Raw genomic sequence first — 22,148 nt, forward strand, 5'->3', positions numbered from 1 at the left:
GAATTAAATGGGAAAGACTCTAATGACGTTGGTGCTACTTACCCTGCCGGGTATGGCGTTAGCTGCAACCTCAAATAACACTATCAAGTTTCAGGGAGAGGTAGCCGAACAAACTTGCATGGTGGATATCAATGGCACAGCTAACACCCCGGTAGTTTTGTTACCAACAGTTTCGACCAGCAACCTGAATCAAGTTAATGCAGTTGCAGGTAAAACCAATTTTACGATTAACCTAACCGGCTGCAATATTGCCATTCAAGACACCAAGATTAGTTCGGTTTTTCAGGGGATGAACGTCACTTCGGCGGGTAATTTGGGCAATGTGGGTACAGCTCAAAATGTTGCTATTCAGTTACTTGATACCAATGGTGCCCCAATTCGCATGTCTGGTGGCAGTGTTGAAGTACCGGGAATCACCTTGGTCGCCGGTGCAACCTCAGCATCACAGGATCTGGCAGCTCAATATATTACGGAAGAAGGTCGTGCGACCGCCGGGAGCGTTATTGCTTCCGCACAATACGCGATCACCTATCCCTGACTATTCATGAGATCCAAGCCATATCATGAATACGTTGCCAATCGGTAACGAAGTCGAAACAAACCAGAAGTATCAAGGATAAGTAATTGCTATGACACTGATTGCCCACAGAATGATCGCCTGCTCGTTGTTGCTGCTCAGCGGCGTACCCTTATGGACGCAAGCCAGTGTTGTCATGACCGGTACTCGTATTATTTATCCCGAAGGTACGCGGGAAAAAGTAATACAGCTCAGTAACAAAGATGACCATCCGAATTTAGTCCAATTATGGATGGACGACGGTAATAACCAGTCTTCGCCATCAAAAAGTGATGTCCCTTTCACACTGACACCACAGATATTCCGTATGGAAGCCCAAAGTGGGCAAGTGGTACGGTTGTCATATGTTGAGCGCCATTTACCTAAAGATCGTGAATCAGTTTTCTATCTTAACTTCTTGCAGATCCCCGCGTTAAAAGCAGATAAGCAGACCGAAAACAAACTGGTTTTGATCGTTAATAACCGAATGAAAGTTTTTTACCGCCCTGCGGCATTAAAAGAAAATGTCGATACATTAGGTGAAAAGATACGCGTTACTCTGGATGGCACTAGCGGTGATAAAATCAAGATAAGTAACCCGACGGGTTATTATATCAGCCTGCGTGATGCCAAATTGGTCAGTGATGGGAAAACGATTTCGTTCGCCACCAGTGAGATGTTCTCGCCCAATTCGACCACTGATTTAGCCTTACCCGCTGGGGTTAAGGCCAAAAAGGGCGAAGTGCTGACGCTGAACGTGGTTAATGATTATGGCACCAACATTTCCACGAATTATCATTTGTAGTCCAGCCGTGATGATAATCCAGACTGTGCCCAGTTATAGAGATAACCAGTGAGGTTTGCTCCCTGGTTATCCTATTTGCTAACGCACGGTTTACTGGCGAGCCATTTCGTGTCAGCAGCAGAACAGAGTAATCAAGACGAATATGTATTTGAGGATGCGTTAGTCCGCGGCTCAGCGCTCGGCTTAGGCTCCATCTCCCGCTTTAATAAAAAAGACACCTATCAAGAAGGCAAATATCAAGTTGATCTCTATATGAACAACAATTTTGTTGATCGTATAGAAATGATATTTATTGCAAAAAATGATGCGGTTATTCCCTGTTTGTCAGTCGCACTACTGCAACAAGCCGGCGTCACTGAGGAGGCGCTGAAAAACAGCGACCCAAAAGATGACTGTTTGGATTTTAAAACCACCTTGCCGGCCAGTGACTATCGCTTTGATTACGCCAAGTTGCGCTTCGACTTGTCGGTACCACAGCTGTTCGTTAAAAAAGTGCCGCGTGGCTATGTTGACCCCCATAATTTAACCTCTGGGGATACCATTGGTTTCAGCAATTACAACTTGAACCAATATCACGTGGGCTATAACAAAGATGGAATTAAGCGTTCAACCAACTCAACTTATCTCAGCCTAACCAATGGTATCAATGCTGGCATGTGGCGTTTGCGTCAACAGGGTTCATTGCGCTATGACCCTACCCGAGGAGCCAACTGGACCTCTAACCGGCTATACAGCCAACGCGCGCTGCCCGCCATAGGCAGTGAAGTGACCTTGGGCCAAACGTTCAGCGCGGGTCAGTTTTTCTCCAGTCTGGGCTTTAACGGCATCGCATTGGCCACTGATGACCGCATGTTGCCTGAATCGCAACGCGGCTATGCCCCTATTGTGCGAGGGATTGCCAGAACCAATGCCAAAGTCACGGTTTATCAAAACAATCGGTCTATTTACCAAACCACTGTGTCACCAGGACCGTTTGAATTTAATGATTTATCAGCCACCAATTTCGGCGGTGACCTGACGGTAGAAATTCAGGAAGCGGATGGCAGCGTAAGCACCTTTCAGGTGCCATTCTCTTCCGTGCCGGAGTCGTTGCGCCCCGGTTATTCCCGCTATAGCTTCGCCGCTGGGCAAGTGCGGGATCTGAGCAGTAGTGAAGTGTTCAGTGAACTGACTTATCAACGAGGGGTCAGTAACGCCATTACCGCCAATACCGGGCTACGCGTGGCGTCAGGTTATCAGGCCATCATGCTGGGGGGCGTCTTTACCCACTATATTGGTGCCTTAGGGCTGGATGCTACCTATTCGAATGCCAGCCTAGCGGATGACAACAGTTATGGTGATGAACGGCAGCAGGGCTGGATGGCGCGAGCCTCCTTCAGCCGCACGTTCGAAGCTACCAATACCACATTATCCGTGGCGGGTTACCGCTATTCTACCGAGGGTTATCGCGATTTAAGTGATGTTTTGGGGGTACGTGCAGCCCGTAATGGCAAAGTCTGGAATTCAGATACTTACCGGCAACGCAGCCGGGCAGAAATATCGATGAATCAGAGTTTTAACAGCTACGGTTCTCTGTATTTGACCGCGTCTTCACAGGATTATCGCAATGACCGCAAGCGGGATACACAGTTGCAATTAGGCTATGCCAATACTCTGTGGCGCGATACCAGTTTCAATATTGCGGTCTCACGACAAAAAACCGGAGGCGGCAGCAACGAAACCTACTTTGTCGACCCCGGTAGCGGCATGCCAGCGGCCAATGGCGCAAATATTCTTGGCATCAGCGAGACTGTGGTGCAGATGTCGGTCTCATTCCCATTAGGTGGTAGTGCGCATGCGCCGTATATCTCCGCCGGTGCTGTCAACAGTAAGCTCAGTGGCGCCAGCTATCAGACCTCATTATCCGGTGTGATGGGCGAGGACCAATCCGCCAGTTACAGTATGGATTTTGCCCGCAGTGAACAAACGAAAGAAAACACCTTTAGTGGCAGTTTACAAAAACGGCTTCCTGTCACTAGTCTGAGCGGCAGTGCGTCCAGCAGCCCTGGTTATTGGCAAGGTTCAGCCAGCGCCCGTGGGGCGGTGGCCTTCCATAGTGGCGGTGTGACACTGGGACCTTATCTGAGTGATACTTTTGCCCTGATCGAGGCCAAAGGCGCCAGTGGTGCCAAAGTGATGTATGGCCAAGGTTCAAGTATTGACAGATTTGGCTATGCACTGGTGCCAACACTCACCCCGTATCGCTACAACACCATTACGCTCAATCCTGATGGCATGGATTTCAATACAGAGCTTCAGGATGGTGAGCGGCAAGTTGCTCCCTTTGCCGGCTCAGCAGTGAAAGTCACTTTCCGCACCCTCAGCGGTTACCCGGTACTCATTACCGTCCGGCTGGCTGATGGTAGTCAGTTACCTATGGGCACCGTGGTATACAGCACGACGGCCGACGGCGACAACAGTGCTCCGCAGCAAAAGAACGAGGTTGGTATGGTTGGTCAGGCCAGCCAGGCTTATGTTCGGGCTGAAGGAACCCGAGGCACACTCATTTTGGTATGGGGCGATGCCGCCGATGAACGCTGCCAGTTAAATTACGACTTAGGCACACCCAATAACGATAAACAGTTATATAAACTCGATGCCTTGTGTGTCGTTACCCAGCATTGAATCAGAGAAACAGTATGAATCCTATAACGACTCACTACGCCAGGTTATACCGATACAAGCCCCTATTCTCACACTATATGGGGTTATTCTTTTCACTCGCATTACTGAGCATCAGCTTACCCAGTTATGCACAATGTGTTTGGAAAGGCGCCAATATCGGTGGTGATAACTACGGTGCGTCTTTGCAATTAGGCAATATCAATATAACCAGTAATTACATTCAGCCTGTCGATTCAATCCTGGCCTCCAGCATTATCAGCTTGGTACCCGCCCGTTTCTGGTCAGACCCGGAAGCGGTTATCTATGAATGTGATGTGGCCGATAAAGACAGTTTATTTGAAGTTTTTGCGACTAATGGCGACAGTAATGTCGGCGGCTACAGCAATATGGGTGATAACTATTTTCAGACTTTCTTCCCCTATACCGCATTGAAACTGACTCATGTTGATACTGGCGTCGAATTTACTCGCATCTGGCAGCAGGTCCCGTTGAGAAAGTACGACGTAGTCGGGAATAAAATTCAAATTAAGGGTAAACATTTCAGCCAAATCCGTGCTGAGCTAAAAAAAGTAGGTTCTGTAGACCGCACGCCCGGCCCTTCCAGTTGGGGATGTTCTGGTCCTGCGGCTGATAACTATTCGGGTAGCTATTCCTGCAATCAACCCAACGGTTACGTGGTATTCAAAGGGCCCGGCATGCCAGTACCGGAAACCGGCTATGACTCAGCAACCAATTACCAAACATGGGGAAGTGGCCGCTATATGGCATTTGGTATGAATACCTCTCCGGTCTCTGTCCTGACACGCAAAAATACCTGCGTAGTACGTAACGTCACACCTTATGTGGTTTTCCCTATTATCACCGTGAACGAACTTAATGATAATCAATCACGCAGCGCGGATATCACTGTCGATATCGAATGCCAGTCGGGTACGGAATCTGGCATTAATAGTGGGCAAACTGCGCTGGGCATCCAAACTTCATTACCCGGTTATCTGAAAGCACAAGGACTCGGGTTAGTAAACGCAGCCGGCGGCGTGAGTTATCTTTTATCAGACCACTATGGTACTGACAAAAATATAGCCACCGGCGTGGGAATCAGCCTGAGTGACAGCAGCGGCGCGGCAATGAATTTTGTTGGTTGGGGAGGATGTGTCAGTAATTGCAATGCCAATACCAACGCGGGTTGGTACCCGGTACTCACGGGTGCCAGTGCTAATGGCAGCAATGGGGCTGGTTATGATAACTATTCACATCACTTTGTCGCCACCTTGAAAAAATTACCTAACGGCACGCCTACTGCTGGCAAAGTCGATGCGACCGCTTACGTTTTGGTGAAGATACAATGAGACTCCTCTGCCTATTTTTACTGATGTTGAGCATCAGCCAACACACCATGGCCGGTTTAGTGGCCGGTTCAACCCGCATGATTTATCAGCCTGAATCACGTGAGCGCACCCTGATGTTGGCTAATACCAATGATTATCCGGTCGTGGTGCAGACCTGGATTGATGATGGCGATGTGGACAGCACTCCCGATCAGAGCAAAGCGCCTTTCATTGTCTTACCTGCTGTTTTCAAAATGCAGGCAGGAGCGGCTCAAGGGCTGCGCATTATCAATAAAGGTGACAATCTGCCGACAGATCGAGAGTCTGTTTATTGGCTCAATCTGTATGAAATTCCGCCTAAATCCCGGCGTAACACCGATGCTCAGGCCCAGGTTGCTATGGCGATGAATACCCAAATGAAAATATTCTATCGGCCTGATGGGCTAACGCCGAAACCGGCTGAGGCAATGAAAAAAGTCAGTTTTACCCTTAAGAAGAAAAACAAAGAATATATTCTCACTGCCCATAACCCCACACCATACCATGTCTCTTTTGGTCAGATTCAGCTAGAAAACCAACAACAACGCTTTCTGATAGCACAAGAGATGGACATGATGGTCACACCCTTTGCTGAGCGCCAATATCATTTTGAACAGCAGCCTACCTCACTCAATGGTGAAGTAACCTTGAACTATGTTTATTTTGATGATGCTGGCAATCAGCTAAAAAACAGCCAGTTAATAAAAGTGACATTGTAACAAATTACTGTTTTCACGGTTAATCGCAGAGGAATTGCAGCGCTCATGTAATTCCTCTGACAATTCTGGCTACCCGCTACGAAATTATTACCCTATTGAATTTAGGGGATATTTTACACATGTCCCACTTATGTTGCTTATGTCACTAAAACACACGGCTAAAAGTGTCTTTCCTACTGATTAGCGGGTTTAAATACATAACCTCGGCGTGTAATGGGCGCTTTTCGGTCACTACCGAGCCAATCACCTTCCCCAATACAAACGCGCCTCTCAGCCTTATTAAAAATAACCTCATTTGGCGGGATAACTCACGAGAAAATAAACAAGTTTGCTGAAAAACAAGCCAATAAGCTCATTCTCTCAGCAAACGCACATTTTTAGTGTTTTTCTACTTTGACAAACGTCACCACCCTCGCTATTATTCGCCTCGTTCACACGATTCCTCTGTAGTTCAGTCGGTAGAACGGCGGACTGTTAATCCGTATGTCACTGGTTCGAGTCCAGTCAGAGGAGCCACTTTCTATTCCAAGGATGTTTACTGATGTCCATGGAAGCAGTAAGATCAATAAGTTATACGTAAATGTGGTTACACTGAGTTCCACATTGTTACGTTGACTGCCACAACTTTTGGGGGCTTTATTAGGGGCCTGTTCGGTTCGATAATATCGAGGCCCCCAAATGTCAATTTCTGATGTTGTAATCCGAAACACCAAGCCCCAAGACAAACCCTTCAAGCTGAGTGATAGCGCCGGTCTATACCTTCTGGTCAAACCCAACGGTTCAAAACTCTGGTATCTCAAGTACCGCTATGGCGGAAAGGAAAGGAAGCTGGCCTTTGGTGCCTACCCTGCCGTCTCCTTAGTGCTGGCCAGAAAATTACGCGACAACTCACGCTCCGAATTGGCTCAAGATAAAGACCCAGGACAAACTCGGCGTCATGAAAAACAGGCCAGAAAGGTAGGCATTACTCTGGAAGAAGTAGCTCGCACCTGGCACAAGAGCAACCGCACCTGGTCTGAAAATCACTCAAACCGTATATTACGAAGCCTTGAAATGTATCTGTTCCCGCCTCTGGGAAAACAAACTATTTCCGATATCAGCACGGCTGACTTGCTGTATGTCCTCAAAGCCATCGAAGACAAAGGATTTCTGGAGGTTGCCATGCGGCTGCAGCAGCGCATCGTCAACATTATGCGCTACGCCATTCAGAATCAGATGATCAAATATAACCCGGCGCTCGACTTGAGCGGAGCCATTGCCGTACCGAAAAAACGTCACCATGCTGCCCTTCCACTCTCTCGTCTGCCCGATTTCTTTGCCAGACTAAATCAGGATAATGGACGGCTTCTGACCCGTTTGGCACTGCGCTTTAACTTGTATGTCTTTGTCCGTTCCAGCGAGTTACGTTTTGCCCGCTGGGAAGAGATTGATTTTGATAATGCACTCTGGACCATTCCTGATACCCGAGATCCTGTTCCCGGTATCCGCTATTCCGAGCGAGGCGCCAAGATGAAAACTCCACATCTGGTGCCACTTTCTACCCAGTCCATTACAATCCTCAAGCAAATACAGCAGCTATCAGGACACGGTCAATTCATTTTCCCCAATGACCACGATATGTTTAAAGTCATGAGTGAGAACACCATAAATAAAGTACTGCGGCGTCTGGGATACGACACGAAATCTGAAATATGTGCGCATGGCCTAAGAGCCATGGCCTGCAGTTCCCTCATTGAGTCAGGAAAGTGGTCGCGGGATGCTATTGAACTTCAGATGAGCCATCAGGAAAGAAACTCTGTCAGAGCTGCCTATAACCATCTGGCTGAGCACCTTGAGATCAGATATCAGATGATGCAGTGGTGGGCTGACTATCTTGACGCGAATCAGTCAAATTATGTTGCCCCTTACCATTTCTTTCAAAAACAACAAAGAAAGAAAAACATCAAACAGCTCCTCCCGTGTTAGGGATTGAGTGACGATATCGTGGTCAGTGATTTATCTGGGAGTGCGGTCGCGCTGGGTCGAGGACGTAACGCTGATTTATTGGTAGGGACCTGGGTAACAGGAAATGTCTACAGCTTTCGGCCCTAAGTGATGGGTTATGGGGCTGCGACAGCGCCACGGGCTGTTAAGGGACACAGCCAAATTTCCCTCCATTCTTTTATGGTTAGTCAGAGAATTCGATCGCATGTTCTGCTCTAAACTCAGAGATTTGTAGACTTTATAGCTGGCCATCTTTTCCCTCTTCAGGAGGGGTGAGCCGCTATGATGTTTCATCCAGCAGTGCGCTTATGGCGAATTGCCAGGTTCCAGTTGTTGTTTCAGCCATTCAAATGAACGCTTGATCAGCTCAGACCTGTTTCTGATGTAATGGTCCATATCTTCCATGCTTCAATAGATCACATCCACACCGGCCTGCTTTGCTTTTATAAAAATCATCGCTTGATTGAATCAGTGTGTCTTTCACACCAGTCACCATTAGGAGTTTCCCCTGTATATTTTTATGATCTGGCCCAAAGTGGACTTAAAACTATCCAAGAAAATCGGTGCGGTTCAATCTCAGATTTCATTACATTCCGGGCAGGTTCCGAAGTATCTGTAAAGTACAGCGCTTGCACATGACTCGGAGCAATGAAGTGGTTAAAAACGGAGCGCCATAATTTGTCTCAAATAGATAATTTGGCTTACAGCCTTTTGAACCAAAACACCCCCACTTTTCCACGTGAAGTTACCCCCCTAAACCTGTAAGGTGTCTTTGTTTTTACCTATAAATGATAGCTGAGATACCCTATTTTCAGCTCTTGCCAGGCGGTTTTGAATTTATTGATCGGGTACTGATATCGACTCGTTCAGCCAGAAAATCCAGAAAAGCCCGCACACGCAACGGCAGATGACCCCCCTGCCCGACATACACGGCATGAATTTCCTCGATATAGCCAGGATCGCAATCCTCAAGTACGGGTATCAATCGGCCAGCACCGATATCCTCACGTACCTGAAAGGCAGCAAGACGCGCCAATCCTAGCCCAGCCAAGGCTAGACGATGCAATGCCTCACCATCATTGACTTGAGCGTTGCCACTAATGGGTATCACGATATTCTTGTCACCCTGACGCAATAACCAGCCAGGTTGGGCACGCACGTAATTCGTTCCCAGACGATTGTGCTGGTATAAATCCTCTGGCGTCACTGGGACACCATGGCGAACCAGATAATCAGGCGACCCGACAATTATCTTGCATGTCTGACCCAATTTACGCGCCATCAGGTTAGAGCTTTTGAGCGGCCCCGCCCGCACGGCCACATCGGTACGTTCTTCCAGAAGATCGATGACCTCATCGGTCAGCATAATATCCAGCATGACCTCAGGATAACGCTCCAAAAATTCAGGTATCAACGGCAGCAGGAAGTGATGCCCAAAGGGCACATTGGCATTGACCCTTAACCGACCACGTGGCGCAGCGTTTTCACTGGCACAGCGATCTGCCTCGTCCAAATCAGCAAGGATACGCACTACGCGCTCGTAGTAGGCACAGCCTTCTGGTGTCAGTTGCAGTTGTCGTGTGGAACGATTCACTAGCCGTGTACCCAGCCGTTTCTCTAGTCGTGCGACCAACTTGCTGACAGCTGAGGGTGTCATGCCACAGGCGCGGGCGGCGGTAGAAAAGCCGCCTAGCTCAATCACACGCACGAACACTTCTAATTCGCCGGAGCGGTTGACTTCTTGGCGGGCCATATCTGCCTCCTTGATGAGTTTAATTCACAAATGCTATTCCGCTGAACAGTCTATCGTGATTGTGTCTTTGAATTCATAATTAATACACGATTTATTTTTGAGTTCACTAATATGAAAAAGCAATTCAAATCATTTTTAACGACTTCATCTAGAAAAATTATAACTTGGGCCCTTGCAGTGGGTACTGCCATGGTAACCACCACTGCGGTAGCTGCCACACCGTCTTGGGTTGCAACGTGGGGGGCCAGCCCACAGCCTGTATGGGGTTCGAGTTTTCCGCTTCCCACAAATATACCAACCGAACTGCATGATCAAACAGTTCGCCAAGTGGCGCGTATCAGCCTGGGTGGAGAGCGTTTTCGTATCGTGCTATCCAATACCCATGGCAGTCAGCCACTCACCGTGGGCAAAGTAACGTTTGCACAGACACAGAACAACCACAGCATTGCGGCTGATAGCTTACGCACTGTGACATTTGGTGGCCAGGAAGCAGCGACGATCCTCCCTGGCGCTTTGTTGGTCAGCGATCCTGTAACATCACACATACCTGCATTGACTCAGGTTGCCGTGAGTTTCTATCTACCGAAGGCTACCACTATGAGCACCTTCCACTGGGATGGCCGTCAGACTAGCTGGATTGTTCCAGGAGATCAGACCTCAGCCCTGGAGCTTAAGGTGACAGATGCTTCCATTCAGAGCACGACGACACGTCCGCTGCTGGTGGGGGTTCATGTTGAAACTGAACAGGCAGCGCAGACAGTTGTGGTTCTCGGAGATTCCATTACTGATGGTAATGCTGCAAGTCTGGACAAGAATAGCCGCTGGCCAGACTTCCTGGCTACTCGCCTTGCCTCGCGGGGTATCAGTGTTATCAACTCTGGCATCTCCGGTGCCCGGCTTCTCTCTGACGGTATGGGTGTCAATGCATTGGCACGGTTGGACCGTGACGTGTTGGCTCAACCAGGAGTGCAAAGCGTTATTGTCATGATAGGGATTAACGACATTGCCTGGCCGGGTACCATTTTCGCTCCACAGAGCCCAAGACCCACACTCGAGGCGTTAACAGCTGGCTATCGCCAACTGGCTGAGCAGGTTCATGCTCGCGGTCTGCGTGTTATCGGTGCAACACTGACACCATTCGAAGGGGCATTGCCTGGTACACCGATGGACAATTATTACCAACCAGAGAAAGAAGCATTACGCCAGCAGGTGAATACTTGGATACGCCAGAGTGACACCTTTGATGCCGTTATTGATTTTGATACGGTGTTACGTGACCCTGAGCATCGTACCCGCCTGCTGTCGCGTTTTGACTCAGGTGACCGACTCCATCCCAGCGATGAAGGTAACCGTGCGATGGCTGAATCGGTTGATCTTAAAATCTTATTTCCCGGCAACAATGCCTTATTGAAACCCAGCCACTAACAGGAACACCAAACTATGCTTTTACCCTCTATCGGCTGGGCAATCTGGAATTGCTCAACCACATCGTTAACCGTCCATAATATGTGCGGGTGCGGGTAACGTTACTACCGTGATAATGAACGGAGATCATGCACCATGCGCCTCGGGTACCTACACCACTTAGACAAACCTTCGTAACATACACGGATAAAAAGCATCAGATTGGGTTTTTTGTTGGCTATATTCATTTTTTGAATACCTGAAATGAACAGTTTTGTTTTTTAGAATTATAGCGAATCGCCTAAGCTGACAGCCAGTTCATGATTCATGCGCTGCGGCGCTCAACGGAGAAAATGATGAAAATCCTGATGGTATTAACTTCTCATGACAAGCTGGGTAGTACAGGTCATAAAACTGGCTTTTGGCTGGAGGAATTTGCATCACCTTATTACGTTTTCCTCGATGCCGGAGCGGAGATCACCCTGGCTTCCCCCAAAGGTGGCCAACCGCCGCTTGATCCGAAAAGCAGCCAGCCGGATGCCCAAACTGCGTCCACCCATCGGTTCGCATTGGACAACACTGTGCAGCAAGCACTGGCAAAAACTCTGAGACTACAGGAGGTTAGCGCTGATGATTTTGATGCACTGTTTTACCCCGGTGGCCACGGCCCGCTATGGGATTTGGCGGAAGACCCCTATTCAATAGCCCTAATAGAGCAATTCCAGGCGCAGAGCAAACCGGTCGCTGCGGTGTGCCACGCGCCTGCGGTACTGCGCCATGCCAAGAATACGTCAGGCAAACCGCTGGTGATGGGGAAACAAGTTACGGGTTTTAGTAATAGTGAGGAAGACGCCGTAGAACTGACTCAGACAGTGCCGTTCCTGGTTGAAGAAATGCTCAAGGCCAACGGTGGGCTCTACAGCCGTGGCGAAAACTGGCAAAGCCACATTGCGGTAGATGGTTTGTTGATTACCGGACAAAACCCGGCGTCTTCAGACGCTACTGCTGAAGCCATGCTAAAGCTGTTGTAAATCACGGCAGCCAATATAACACCCTAATAACCTGGATGTTTGTTATGCGATTAACTAAATATGTGATTGCCCTGCTGCTTTGCCTGGGTATGGGTGCCACTGCTTTGGCAGCGGAAACCCATGGACGGATACTGGTACTGCTCTCTGGTGAAAACCAGTTACCGCTTAAAGAGGGAAAAACCTATCCGACCGGGTATTATCTCAATGAATTCGGTGTGCCTGCAGATGGCCTGCAAAAAGCGGGATATGAACTGGTGCTGGTTACGCCAAACGGCCAGGCACCGAGCGTTGACCAGCTTTCGGTTGATCCGCTCTATTTTGGCGGTAACAGTACGGAAATGCTGCGTATTCAATCGGTGGTAGCAAATATGCCAGGGATTAATAAGCCGCACAAACTGGCAGAAGTACTGGCTGGTGATCTCTCTCAATATGCCGGTCTATTGATCCCTGGTGGCCATGCGCCGTTGATTGACCTTGCCAATAACCCACAGGTGGGGGAGTTGCTGAAGCATTTCCATTCTGCAGGCAAGCCTACCGCCGCCATCTGCCATGGTCCGATTACCCTACTGTCAGCACAAGACGATCCGCAGGATTTTGAAGCAGGACTGATCCAAGGCAAAACGTCACAGGCAAAGAACTGGATATATCAGGGATATCGCATGACTATTTTTGCGGATGAAGAGGAACAGGTTTTTGAGGATTCACTGAAGGGGGGGAAGATCCGGTATTACCCAGCCAAAGCCATGGCGACAGCAGGCGGCGAGTTGACACAGGCAAAAGCCTGGACCCCGAATGTAGTTGTTGATCGTGAGTTGATCACCGGTCAAAACCCATTCTCTGACCATGCTCTTACCAAAGCGTTGTTAGCGCAGTTGCAAAACGGGCATTAATCCCTGCTTGCGCTGATCAGGTTGCCGCCAATAAGTATCCCCCGTCACAGCCGGGGGTTTTTCATATGCGCCTCTATCTCCGTTGAGCGCCACAACGCGTGGATCAGCAAACTGGCTATCAGCCTGGATGGCTCGCTATAATTCTAAAAATAAAAAGCGATCATTTCAGGCATTCAAAAAATGAATATAGCCAACAAAGACCTCAACCTGCTGCTGTTCTTTCACGTACTGTATCAGGAGCGTAATGCTTCTCAGGCTGCGATCAGGATGTCACTCAGCCAGCCCGCAATGAGTCATAAGCTTAACAAGTTACGGCATGAATTTGGCGATCCGCTGTTTGTCAGGGCACCGCGAGGCCTGGCCCCCACGCCACGTGCCCATCAGCTTGCGACTCAGGTTCAAAAGCTGGTTGAAGATATCGAGACGTTTTACGATCAATGTGAAGGGCGCGATTTTCTTGCACGGGCTGAGCGGATACATATCTATACAACTGACTACATGGAGCAGATCCTGCTGCCGGGTTTATTACCCATCTTGCGGCAGGAGGCTCCCAATCTGGTGTTGATAACCCATAACACGCGTGGAATGCTACCGCGTGACGAGCTTGAAAAAGGTACCTGTGACCTGGCTATTGCCGGTTTTTACGAGCAGCTTCCAGAGACTTTTCATCAGCAGCGTTTGCTGAGCGAGGATTTTGTCGTGCTGGCAGCGGCAGATCATCCTCTGCTGTTACAGGGGCTGGATCTGAACAGCTATCTGGCTTGCGAGCATGTTCTGACAACCTTGACCGGCGATCTGAACGGGCTGGTTGATCGTGACCTTCAACGTCAGGGACTGGCTCGTAAAGTCGTTGCCGGGTTGTCCAGTTTTCTTGCGCCAAGCCGTTTAATCAGAGGTAGTGACTTGTTACTTACCTGCCTGCGTTCGGTGGGGGAAGAGGCCGTTGCCCGCGATCCTGAATTGCGCCTGTACCCGTTACCTTTGGCACTGCCGCGCATCGACATGATGCAGATCTGGCATGAGCGGACACATAGCGATCGGTTACGCCGCTGGTTGCGTTTAAAAATTTACCAACATGCTCAGGCTCTGGCTGAAAGCCGGATTATGCTTGAAATATCGAGCCATCGAACGACTTAACTGTTATTGATTTTCAGCATGACCACCGCGTCCGTGGCCGGCATGTGGAACCGGTGCCGAGCCGCCATATCGAGCTTCTCAATATTCGCGGCCTGGAAATACTTACACGCCCATTTATCATTCACGGAGTAGCTTTACTGTTGTAAATGCGTTTCCATATAGTGTTCTGGAAGGTCTTCGCGCCAGCAAGCAAACCCCGGTGCTGATGTTATCTGCTCGCGGTTCGGTTGATGAACGTGTCAAGGGTCTGCGTCAGGGTGCAGACGACTATCTGCCTAAACCTTTTTCGCTGATTGAACTGGTTGCCCGTATCCAGGCGTTGTTGCGGCGGCGTCCGAGTGATGGCGTAGATGTCACTCAATTGCACATTAACGATCTGCATCTGGACCTGCTGGCAAGGCGTGTCACAAGAGCCGGTGAACGTCTTGAACTGACCGCAAAAGAGTTCGCCCTGTTAAGCCTGTTAGCCAGACATCAGGGAGAGATCCTGTCAAAAATGATGATTGCAGAGCAGGTCTGGGACATGAATTTTGACAGCGATGCCAATGTGGTTGAGGTCGCGATAAAACGCCTGAGGGCGAAAATTGATGCACCCTACCCGGTCAAACTGCTGCATACGGTACGAGGCATGGGATATGTCCTTGAAACCCGCCCCGAACGCCAGGCTAAATAGAGAGAGTTATCATGATTAAGCGTTCTATCTCTGGACGATTGGCGCTGATGTTTGCCTTGGCCTCCATACTGATCGTTTCAGTTCTGGGTATTGTGCTGCGAAGCTCCCTGCATGATTCATTGCAAAAGCAGATGCATAACGAATTGCAGTTCAGGGAGTCGCTGATGGCACCCTGGATCCTCTCCCGCACCACGCTGGACGGCTGGCAAACGCTGACGACCAAATTTACCGATTTGGCCACGGCTGAGGGTGGCCGCGTACAGTATTGGATCCTCAGTGAGGATCCCCGGCTTCAGGTGGGTGGCCCACCACCTAGCGGGGTAACCTGGGCTTCGCTGAGCAAAGGATTCAGCAAAGTTCCCGGTGCCACAGAAGAGTCATGCTCGCTGTTTTTATTGATGTCGGAAATTCCTGCCCAAGGGGAGCACCCCGCTCTGCGCTATGTAGTGGCTATCGACTCCACACCGTATATGGGCACCCTGAATGAATTTACCCGTACACTGATCTTCATCAGCGCAATCGGTGTTTTATTAGTGGCCCAGTTGGGGTTTGTGATTGCCAGAATAGGCATGCGCCCTGTCAACAAACTCAGCGCTCAGGCCCATCACCTCGCACCGGGAAATCACGGGCAGCGCCTGGATACCTCAACGCTGCCGGATGAACTGCAAAAGCTGGCCGTGGCATTCAATGGCGTACTCGAACGGCAGGAAATCGCCTGGCGGCAGCTTGAAAGTTTTAACGCCGATGTGGCCCATGAACTGAGAACCCCGCTGACCAATCTGATGGGGCAAACGCAACTCGGTCTGTCACGGCAACGCGAAACACATGAACTCGAGGAGTTGCTGGAGTCCAATCTGGAAGAACTCGAGAGAATGACCTCTATCGTCAACGACATGCTGTTCCTCTCCCATGCTCAAGCCGGGGAGCATGCAACCCAGTTAACTGACGTGTCTCTTCGTGAAGAGACCTACAAAACCACGGAGTATGTGGAGCCCTCGTTTGCTGAAAAAAACCTGTCTATTCATGTCGAGGGGGATCTCACGGCACGCATTGATCGGCGACTTTTCCACCGCTCTCTGGCGAATTTACTGGAAAACAGCGCCCGACATGCTGTTCCTGGTACCAGCGTGAAGGTGACGATCGGCAGAGAGAATAATCTGGCCTCCATCGCGGTCGCCAACATGGGCGATCCCATCACCGATGAGCACCTGAAACGTTTGTTTGAACGTTTTTATCGTGCTGATTCTTCCCGTACACGCAGTGATACACATCATGGACTCGGACTTTCCATCGTCAGGGCGGTGGCGATCATGCATCGTGGTGATGTGTTTGCCAGTAGCCAGAATGGGATCAATACCTTCGGCCTGACGCTCGCCATAAACAGTGAATTCGCTGAAAAAGAGGCACATCGTTATGTGAGGTTTGGCATCGCAGGTTAAAAATTAAGAACGTCTAATTATGGCTTAACTCGCTTTGCTTAAGGGGTAATAAATCACCGTATAACCTGTATTCACTCGATATTCGCGTTGTCACAGGCCTTCGCTTATCGAAAAAAACCTCCCTTTCCTTTGGTGAAAATAGCTTCAGCACCGATTCTGACAAACTTGTCAGGCAGCGGTCAGCCTGGTGACATGAAGCATTCGGTAAACTCACGTTATCGTCACCGACATAACCCTCCCATCTTTAATCGTGCCGATAACAAAGGAAATGGATGATGAAAAACAAGATTCAGCAGTACCTGCTCTGCACCGCTCTTACCTTTGCCGGTTCAATGGCCACCTTTGCTCACGCGCAGAATGCGGCGAAAAATAAAACAGAAAAACCGTCTCGGGCGCAACAATTGATGGGGGATATCGCCCCCAAGATGGCGCAACTCACTGACGATGTCCTGTATGCCGATATCTGGGAACGGCCACAGCTCTCAAAACGTGATCGGAGCCTGGTGACCGTCAGTGCTCTGGTGGCGATGGATCGTCCTGACCAGTTGCGTTCTCATCTGCGTCTGGCTCGCCAGAACGGTGTCACTGAGGAAGAGTTGGTCGAAACCATCACCCAGCTTGCTTTCTATTCAGGGTGGCCAACGGCAGTAACAGCGATATCCATTGCAAAAGAAGTGTTTAAAGAAGGGAAATAGTTTTTTTCTGCAATGGATTAATGGGTATTTCTCTGGTTAAAGGATTGAATAGATATGAAAATATTCCTTATCACACTGGCGGCGCTTTTACTGCCCGGTACGCAGGCTATTGCCGCAACGCAGGAGGCAGTGACCGTCAGCCCTGCGGGCTCACAACCCACGACGTTGGGTGCTCCAGAGTACTTTACCGGCACGGCCAAGGTTGACTCACGGTTTAAAGGCTCTGCCCCGGCCCGAATTTCTGGGGGAACCGTCTCATTTGAAGCCGGAGCACGAACAGCCTGGCACACGCATCCCCTTGGACAGACACTCATCGTCTCTTCCGGCACGGGTTGGGTACAGGAATGGGAGAGATCGGCCCAGCCAATCAAAACTGGCGATGTGGTCTGGATCCCGCCGGGTGTCAAACACTGGCATGGCGCATCCGCAGCAGAGCCGATGGTGCATATTGCTGTTTCAGAATCACAGGACGGTAACACCGTGACGTGGATGGAAAAAGTCACGGACGACCAGTACCCACGATAATGAAATACAGCTTTTGCATTTTCGCTGAAACAGGGCTGCACTGAGATATTAATGGACGGCAGACAAGTGAAATACACTGAGCTCAAAAATATTATTGATATCAGATGCAAAAAGCCTATCCGTTAATTAGCCCTGCTTATTAACTCATTCGTTTTACCAGCATAGTCATTTGTGAAAATCTCTCTATGATTCAGTTATCCGCGATGACATGAGGAAAATATCTTGAAAACCTTACTGAAAACACTCACCGCCTGTATGTTGGTTGGCGGATTGGTTTCTCAATCTGCCTTTGCTGCCCCCATCCCCCCCTTGGTTATCCAGTCTCAGGGAAGTTTTGCCGCAGGTGGCGCTGTCGTTACGACACCAGGGCAGTTTGATGCGAAAAAACCGCTGGATCCGACAGGCCAGACCTATCATGGCGATCACGCCTCTGTGTTTTATCAGATCCCACAGAACCCACACAAATATCCCATTGTGATGCTGCACGGTGCTGGACAGTCCGCCCGGACATGGGAAAGCACACCGGACGGCCGCGAGGGTTTTCAGAACATCTTCTTGCGCCGTGGTTTCTCGACCTATCTGGTTGATCAACCACGTCGGGGGAACGCCGGTCGCAGTATGGTGGAGGGAACCGTCAAACCGGTTGCCGATGAGCAACTATGGTTTAATCAGTTCCGTCTGGGTGTCTGGCCTGATTTCTTCGAGGGCGTACAGTTCTCCCACGATAAAGAGACATTAAACCAGTACTACCGTCAGATGACCCCCAACACCGGCCCCTTTGATATCAATGTGATTGCGGATGCCATGTCAGCCGCCGTGGATAAATCCGGCCCGGCCATTCTGTTTACCCACTCTCAGGGGGGTGGCCCCGGCTGGTTTACGGCGATGAAGAATGCCAACGTAAAAGGGATAGTCGCGTTTGAACCTGGCAGCAGCTTTGTCTTTCCACAAGGCGAAGTCCCGCCGCCAACCAAGAACGCCTTTGATACCGTAAAAGGGGAATCGGTGCCCCTGGATCAGTTTATGGCACTGACTAAAATTCCTGTGCTGATTATCTACGGCGACAATATCCCGGATAAACCGACGGCTTTGCCTGCACAAGATAGCTGGCGCGCCCGGTTGGCTGTTGCGCGTCAATGGCGGGATGTAGTGAATAAACATGGCGGAGACGTGGCGGTTATCCATCTGCCGGAAATCGGCATTAAAGGAAATACTCATTTCCCCTTCTCTGATTTGAATAACGTTGAAATCGCCGATCTGGTCTCAAAATTCCTGAAAGATAAAAATCTTCAGTGATAAATAAATCGTGGAGTCGTTGGTGACTCCACTATTGCTTATAGCGGAGCGCATTCAACAGCAACGTAAACGCAGGGGAAGTATGCTGCCGATTAGGATAGTAAAGGTGGTAACCCGCAATAAACGGACACCAATCTTGCAGAACGGTGATTAACCGTCCGGCTGCAATATGCTCGCTAACAATATCCTCGGGTATGTAGGCAAGACCGATACCGCACAGTGCGGCATTGAGCCGTAAGGCTATATTATTAAAAACTAACTGCCCATCCACCCGAACTTTAATTTCCCTTCCCTCTTTTTCAAATTCCCAGGGGAAGATGCCACCATAGGTCGGTAACCGAATACTAATACAATTATGTTGAGTCAGTTCCTGAGGATGCTGCGGCACTGGATGGGTAGAAAAGTAATCCGGTGAGCCGACGACAACCATGCGAATATCCGGGCTGATGCGTACCGCGATCATATCCTTGGCTATCTGCTCTCCTAGCCGGACACCGGCGTCATAGCGCTCCGACACAATATCTGACAGCCCGTAATCGACCATCAGTTCGACACGAATATCAGGGTATTCCGCCAGAAACGCTGACAGCGCAGGCTGAACGATATACACCGCTGGGTGTTCCCCCGCAGTTATGCGAAGAGTGCCTGCCGGGCGTTCCTTCTGTGCTTTTAGCCGCGCGATTTCGGTTTCAATTTCCTCAAGTCGCGGCGAAAGCAGATTAAGAATTTGTTCTCCAACTTCTGTGGGAGAAACGCTACGCGTTGTGCGAGTGAGTAACCGCAAGCCCAGTTTATCTTCAAGCACCCTGATAGTCTGACTCAGGGCTGACTGAGAGACACCCAGCTTCGCTGCTGCCCGGGTGAAGCTACGCTCTTTGGCGACTAGTGCGAACGTGGCCAGATCATTGTAGTTTTCCATTCTATTTATTAGTCCAACTAATAAAGGCATGCAGATTATAACATCTAATCTTATTACAGCGCGTGCGCTATCCTTCTTGGAACAAATACATAAGTACAGGACAAGACCATGAACACGGTAACATTGAATAACGGTATTCAAATGCCGTTGCTGGGATTTGGTGTTTTTCAGATGACAGACCCCGCCGAATGCGAGCGGGCTGTTATTGATGCCATAGAGACCGGATATCGTCTAATAGATACTGCCGCCTCTTACCAGAATGAAACACAGGTGGGTAATGCCCTGAAGCAAAGCGGCATTGCACGCAATGAACTCTTTGTCACCACCAAACTCTGGTTGCAAGACACCAACTATGCAGGTGCAAAAGCACAATTCGAGCGATCACTGAATCGTCTACAGCTTGATTACGTTGATTTGTATCTGATTCACCAGCCCTACGGTGACGTTCATGGCGCGTGGCGTGCAATGGAAGAGTTGCTTGCTGCCGACAAAATCCGCGCGATTGGCGTCAGTAATTTTCATCCCGACCGCCTCGCGGATCTGATGGCGTTTAACACCATTCCCCCCGCAGTCAATCAGATCGAGGTTAATCCGTTTAACCAACAACTTCATGCCGTACCGTGGATGAAAAGTCGGGCTATCCAGCCTGAGGCTTGGGCACCTTTTGCTGAAGGCCGCAATGGTCTGTTTCAGAATCAAATTTTGACAGAGATTGGCAAGAAATACGCCAAGAGTGTCGGCCAGGTCGTCCTGCGCTGGATCTATCAACGTGGCATCGTTTCACTGGCTAAATCCGTTCGCAAGGAACGCATGATTGAAAATTTCAACATCCTGGATTTTGAACTCAGTGCGATGGAGATGACACAGATAGCTGCAATGGATTCGGCCACCAGTGCCTTCTTCTCTCATCGCGATCCGGCAATGGTTGAGTGGCTGGCCAACCGTAAACTGGATGTTTAAGCATCCACACACTCATAGTAGTTCTAAAGTGAATAGTCTCTCCATTATGTAGAAACACTGGGCTCTCACTGTAATGTCACCATTAAAATGAGATATCCATCACAATTATTACATGCAAATATTTTAGGGGCTTTATTGGGGGATTAGTCATCAAGAACCATCAATTTAAAATAATAAAATCAAGTAATTAAAGCAAAGTTTGAGCCAAGTCAGAGGAGCCATATTTATGTTTTCATGCCTCTTTGCGAATCTTTATACAATTTAGATTCAACGAGTTAGTGTGAAAAATCTTCCCGCTGCATTTTCATTTCCCCCTCCGCATCGGGCAAGATTGGTGGTCTGATTTGGGGTCATTTCAGTTCGATTATGGAGTGACCACCCAATGTCTGTGAACGACACTAAAATCCGCAGTCTCAAGCCTTCTGAAAAACCTGTCAAAGTTTCCGATTCACACGGTTTGTACCTTTTGGTCAATCCAGGTGGTTCACGTCTCTGGTATCTTAAATATCAAACCGAATCAGGACCATTGGCCACGGATGCCATGGCCTGTAGTGCCCTGATGGAATCTGGTCTGTGGTCACAGGATGCGGTTGAACGCCAGATGAGTCATCAGGAACGCAACAGCCTGCGGGCGGCTTACCCCCATAAAGCAGAATATCTCAATGCCCGTAAAGCGATGATGCAGTGGTGATCGGATTATCTGGATATGAACCGAGAAGGATATGTTGCATCATACGTTTATGCGCAACATAAAACGGCTGGAACAGCCTGATCGATAACGCTTTGATAACAGCAGCCCCTGATAGATGAGGCTGTAGTCCCAGTCCCCATGAATTATTTAGCGAATTTCTCAGCTTCTTCGTGAGTCGTGATGAAGCTTTCGCCAAAACCAATCGCAATCAAAACGCCCACGATATAGCCTGCTAGCTTACTGTTTAGAATTTTCTTGAGCATCAATCCCCCAATTCAGAGAAGTCATTATCCTATACCCTTTTAAAATATTGGAGAAGACCCACAATAGTGCAGCCCTATAATTTGAATTATCTTGCAAAAATACACGCACTTTCAGCGATAATGAGTAAATGACATGGTCAAAAGGAAAATTGCCCCATGAATACCGGATTTATCCTGCTCTGCATTTACGGAATTGGGGCTATTGTCTCTACCCTCATCATCTTTCCACTAACACGTGATCAGAGCTTAGCAGTAAGGTGCTTATCATCATCTCTTATCGGATTAACGTGGCCCTTGAGCCTGCCCGTTGCCTTACTGCTTTCGATATTCTGATTAATAATACAGATGGATAAATAATCAGGCCGAATCACTAAGTGC

At 49.1% G+C, this 22,148-nt stretch carries 18 protein-coding genes, 1 tRNA gene and 3 pseudogenes; 20 read left to right on the plus strand and 2 right to left on the minus strand.

What is annotated here, in order from left to right:
- Positions 1–7 precede the first annotated feature (7 nt).
- From V2A85_RS01410 to V2A85_RS01440, 7 genes are all read left to right on the plus strand, one after another.
- Positions 8–538 (plus strand): fimbrial protein, encoded by a 531-nt coding sequence (locus V2A85_RS01410; RefSeq protein ID WP_372558556.1) that lies wholly within the window; start codon positions 8–10, stop codon positions 536–538.
- A gap of 91 nt (positions 539–629) precedes the next feature.
- Entirely contained in the window at positions 630–1,361 is a 732-nt protein-coding gene (locus V2A85_RS01415; RefSeq protein ID WP_420070766.1) for a molecular chaperone, read from the plus strand.
- 48 nt (positions 1,362–1,409) lie between these two features.
- The gene (locus V2A85_RS01420; RefSeq protein WP_372558554.1) at positions 1,410–4,025 is read left to right on the plus strand and encodes a fimbria/pilus outer membrane usher protein; all 2,616 of its coding nucleotides are present in this window, start codon (positions 1,410–1,412) and stop codon (positions 4,023–4,025) included.
- 14 nt (positions 4,026–4,039) lie between these two features.
- Positions 4,040–5,374, plus strand: coding sequence for a fimbrial protein (locus tag V2A85_RS01425; protein WP_372558553.1), 1,335 nt, complete (start codon positions 4,040–4,042; stop codon positions 5,372–5,374).
- Positions 5,371–6,111, plus strand: coding sequence for a molecular chaperone (locus tag V2A85_RS01430; RefSeq protein ID WP_372558552.1), 741 nt, complete (start codon positions 5,371–5,373; stop codon positions 6,109–6,111). The genes V2A85_RS01425 and V2A85_RS01430 overlap by 4 nt, the downstream gene beginning before the upstream one ends.
- A gap of 440 nt (positions 6,112–6,551) precedes the next feature.
- Positions 6,552–6,627: transfer RNA gene (locus V2A85_RS01435), tRNA-Asn, on the plus strand.
- Positions 6,628–6,789: 162 nt separating this feature from the next.
- Positions 6,790–8,076, plus strand: a complete 1,287-nt coding sequence (locus V2A85_RS01440; protein ID WP_420070767.1) for a tyrosine-type recombinase/integrase — start codon at positions 6,790–6,792, stop codon at positions 8,074–8,076.
- A gap of 829 nt (positions 8,077–8,905) precedes the next feature.
- Here V2A85_RS01440 and V2A85_RS01445 read toward each other — a convergent pair.
- Complete coding sequence (locus tag V2A85_RS01445) at positions 8,906–9,847, minus strand: LysR family transcriptional regulator (RefSeq protein ID WP_260514215.1); 942 nt, start codon at positions 9,845–9,847, stop codon at positions 8,906–8,908.
- Between the two features lie 189 nt (positions 9,848–10,036).
- Between V2A85_RS01445 and V2A85_RS01450 the strand changes: the two genes are divergently transcribed.
- The 9 genes and pseudogenes from V2A85_RS01450 (at position 10,037) to V2A85_RS01490 (ending at position 18,937) form a co-directional block, all read left to right on the plus strand.
- Entirely contained in the window at positions 10,037–11,272 is a 1,236-nt protein-coding gene (locus V2A85_RS01450; protein ID WP_372558537.1) for an SGNH/GDSL hydrolase family protein, read from the plus strand.
- Between the two features lie 335 nt (positions 11,273–11,607).
- Positions 11,608–12,282 carry a type 1 glutamine amidotransferase domain-containing protein gene (locus V2A85_RS01455; RefSeq protein ID WP_420070809.1) on the plus strand — a complete coding sequence of 225 codons (675 nt, stop codon included), beginning with the start codon at positions 11,608–11,610 and terminating at the stop codon, positions 12,280–12,282.
- A 44-nt stretch (positions 12,283–12,326) separates the two neighbouring features.
- On the plus strand, positions 12,327–13,172 hold the full coding sequence (locus tag V2A85_RS01460) for a type 1 glutamine amidotransferase domain-containing protein (RefSeq protein WP_372558536.1): 846 nt from the start codon (positions 12,327–12,329) through the stop codon (positions 13,170–13,172).
- Positions 13,173–13,352: 180 nt separating this feature from the next.
- Positions 13,353–14,309, plus strand: a complete 957-nt coding sequence (locus V2A85_RS01465) for a LysR family transcriptional regulator (protein ID WP_261466630.1) — start codon at positions 13,353–13,355, stop codon at positions 14,307–14,309.
- A 157-nt stretch (positions 14,310–14,466) separates the two neighbouring features.
- A pseudogene (locus V2A85_RS01470) lies at positions 14,467–14,982 on the plus strand (winged helix-turn-helix domain-containing protein); the annotation flags it as partial.
- 11 nt (positions 14,983–14,993) lie between these two features.
- Positions 14,994–16,421 (plus strand): heavy metal sensor histidine kinase, encoded by a 1,428-nt coding sequence (locus V2A85_RS01475; protein ID WP_420070768.1) that lies wholly within the window; start codon positions 14,994–14,996, stop codon positions 16,419–16,421.
- A gap of 272 nt (positions 16,422–16,693) precedes the next feature.
- A complete protein-coding gene (locus V2A85_RS01480) occupies positions 16,694–17,116 on the plus strand; it encodes a carboxymuconolactone decarboxylase family protein (protein WP_420070769.1) in 423 nt (140 codons plus the stop codon).
- Between the two features lie 54 nt (positions 17,117–17,170).
- Positions 17,171–17,641 carry a (R)-mandelonitrile lyase gene (locus tag V2A85_RS01485; RefSeq protein WP_420070770.1) on the plus strand — a complete coding sequence of 157 codons (471 nt, stop codon included), beginning with the start codon at positions 17,171–17,173 and terminating at the stop codon, positions 17,639–17,641.
- A gap of 222 nt (positions 17,642–17,863) precedes the next feature.
- Positions 17,864–18,937: an alpha/beta hydrolase gene (locus tag V2A85_RS01490; protein ID WP_420070771.1), complete on the plus strand. Its 1,074-nt coding sequence runs from the start codon at positions 17,864–17,866 to the stop codon at positions 18,935–18,937.
- A gap of 31 nt (positions 18,938–18,968) precedes the next feature.
- Here V2A85_RS01490 and V2A85_RS01495 read toward each other — a convergent pair whose 3' ends face one another.
- Complete coding sequence (locus V2A85_RS01495) at positions 18,969–19,856, minus strand: LysR family transcriptional regulator (protein ID WP_420070772.1); 888 nt, start codon at positions 19,854–19,856, stop codon at positions 18,969–18,971.
- A gap of 108 nt (positions 19,857–19,964) precedes the next feature.
- Between V2A85_RS01495 and V2A85_RS01500 the strand changes: the two genes are divergently transcribed.
- From V2A85_RS01500 to V2A85_RS01515, 4 genes and pseudogenes are all read left to right on the plus strand, one after another.
- Positions 19,965–20,816, plus strand: a complete 852-nt coding sequence (locus tag V2A85_RS01500; RefSeq protein ID WP_420070773.1) for an aldo/keto reductase — start codon at positions 19,965–19,967, stop codon at positions 20,814–20,816.
- 382 nt (positions 20,817–21,198) lie between these two features.
- Positions 21,199–21,324: pseudogene (locus V2A85_RS01505) on the plus strand (Arm DNA-binding domain-containing protein); the annotation flags it as partial.
- A gap of 30 nt (positions 21,325–21,354) precedes the next feature.
- A pseudogene (locus V2A85_RS01510) lies at positions 21,355–21,588 on the plus strand (integrase); the annotation flags it as partial.
- Positions 21,589–21,926: 338 nt separating this feature from the next.
- Positions 21,927–22,103 carry a GhoT/OrtT family toxin gene (locus V2A85_RS01515; RefSeq protein ID WP_372558534.1) on the plus strand — a complete coding sequence of 59 codons (177 nt, stop codon included), beginning with the start codon at positions 21,927–21,929 and terminating at the stop codon, positions 22,101–22,103.
- Positions 22,104–22,148 lie beyond the last annotated feature (45 nt).

This window comes from Yersinia sp. 1252 StPb PI (assembly GCF_048593885.1).
Lineage (GTDB): Bacteria > Pseudomonadota > Gammaproteobacteria > Enterobacterales > Enterobacteriaceae > Yersinia > Yersinia enterocolitica_E.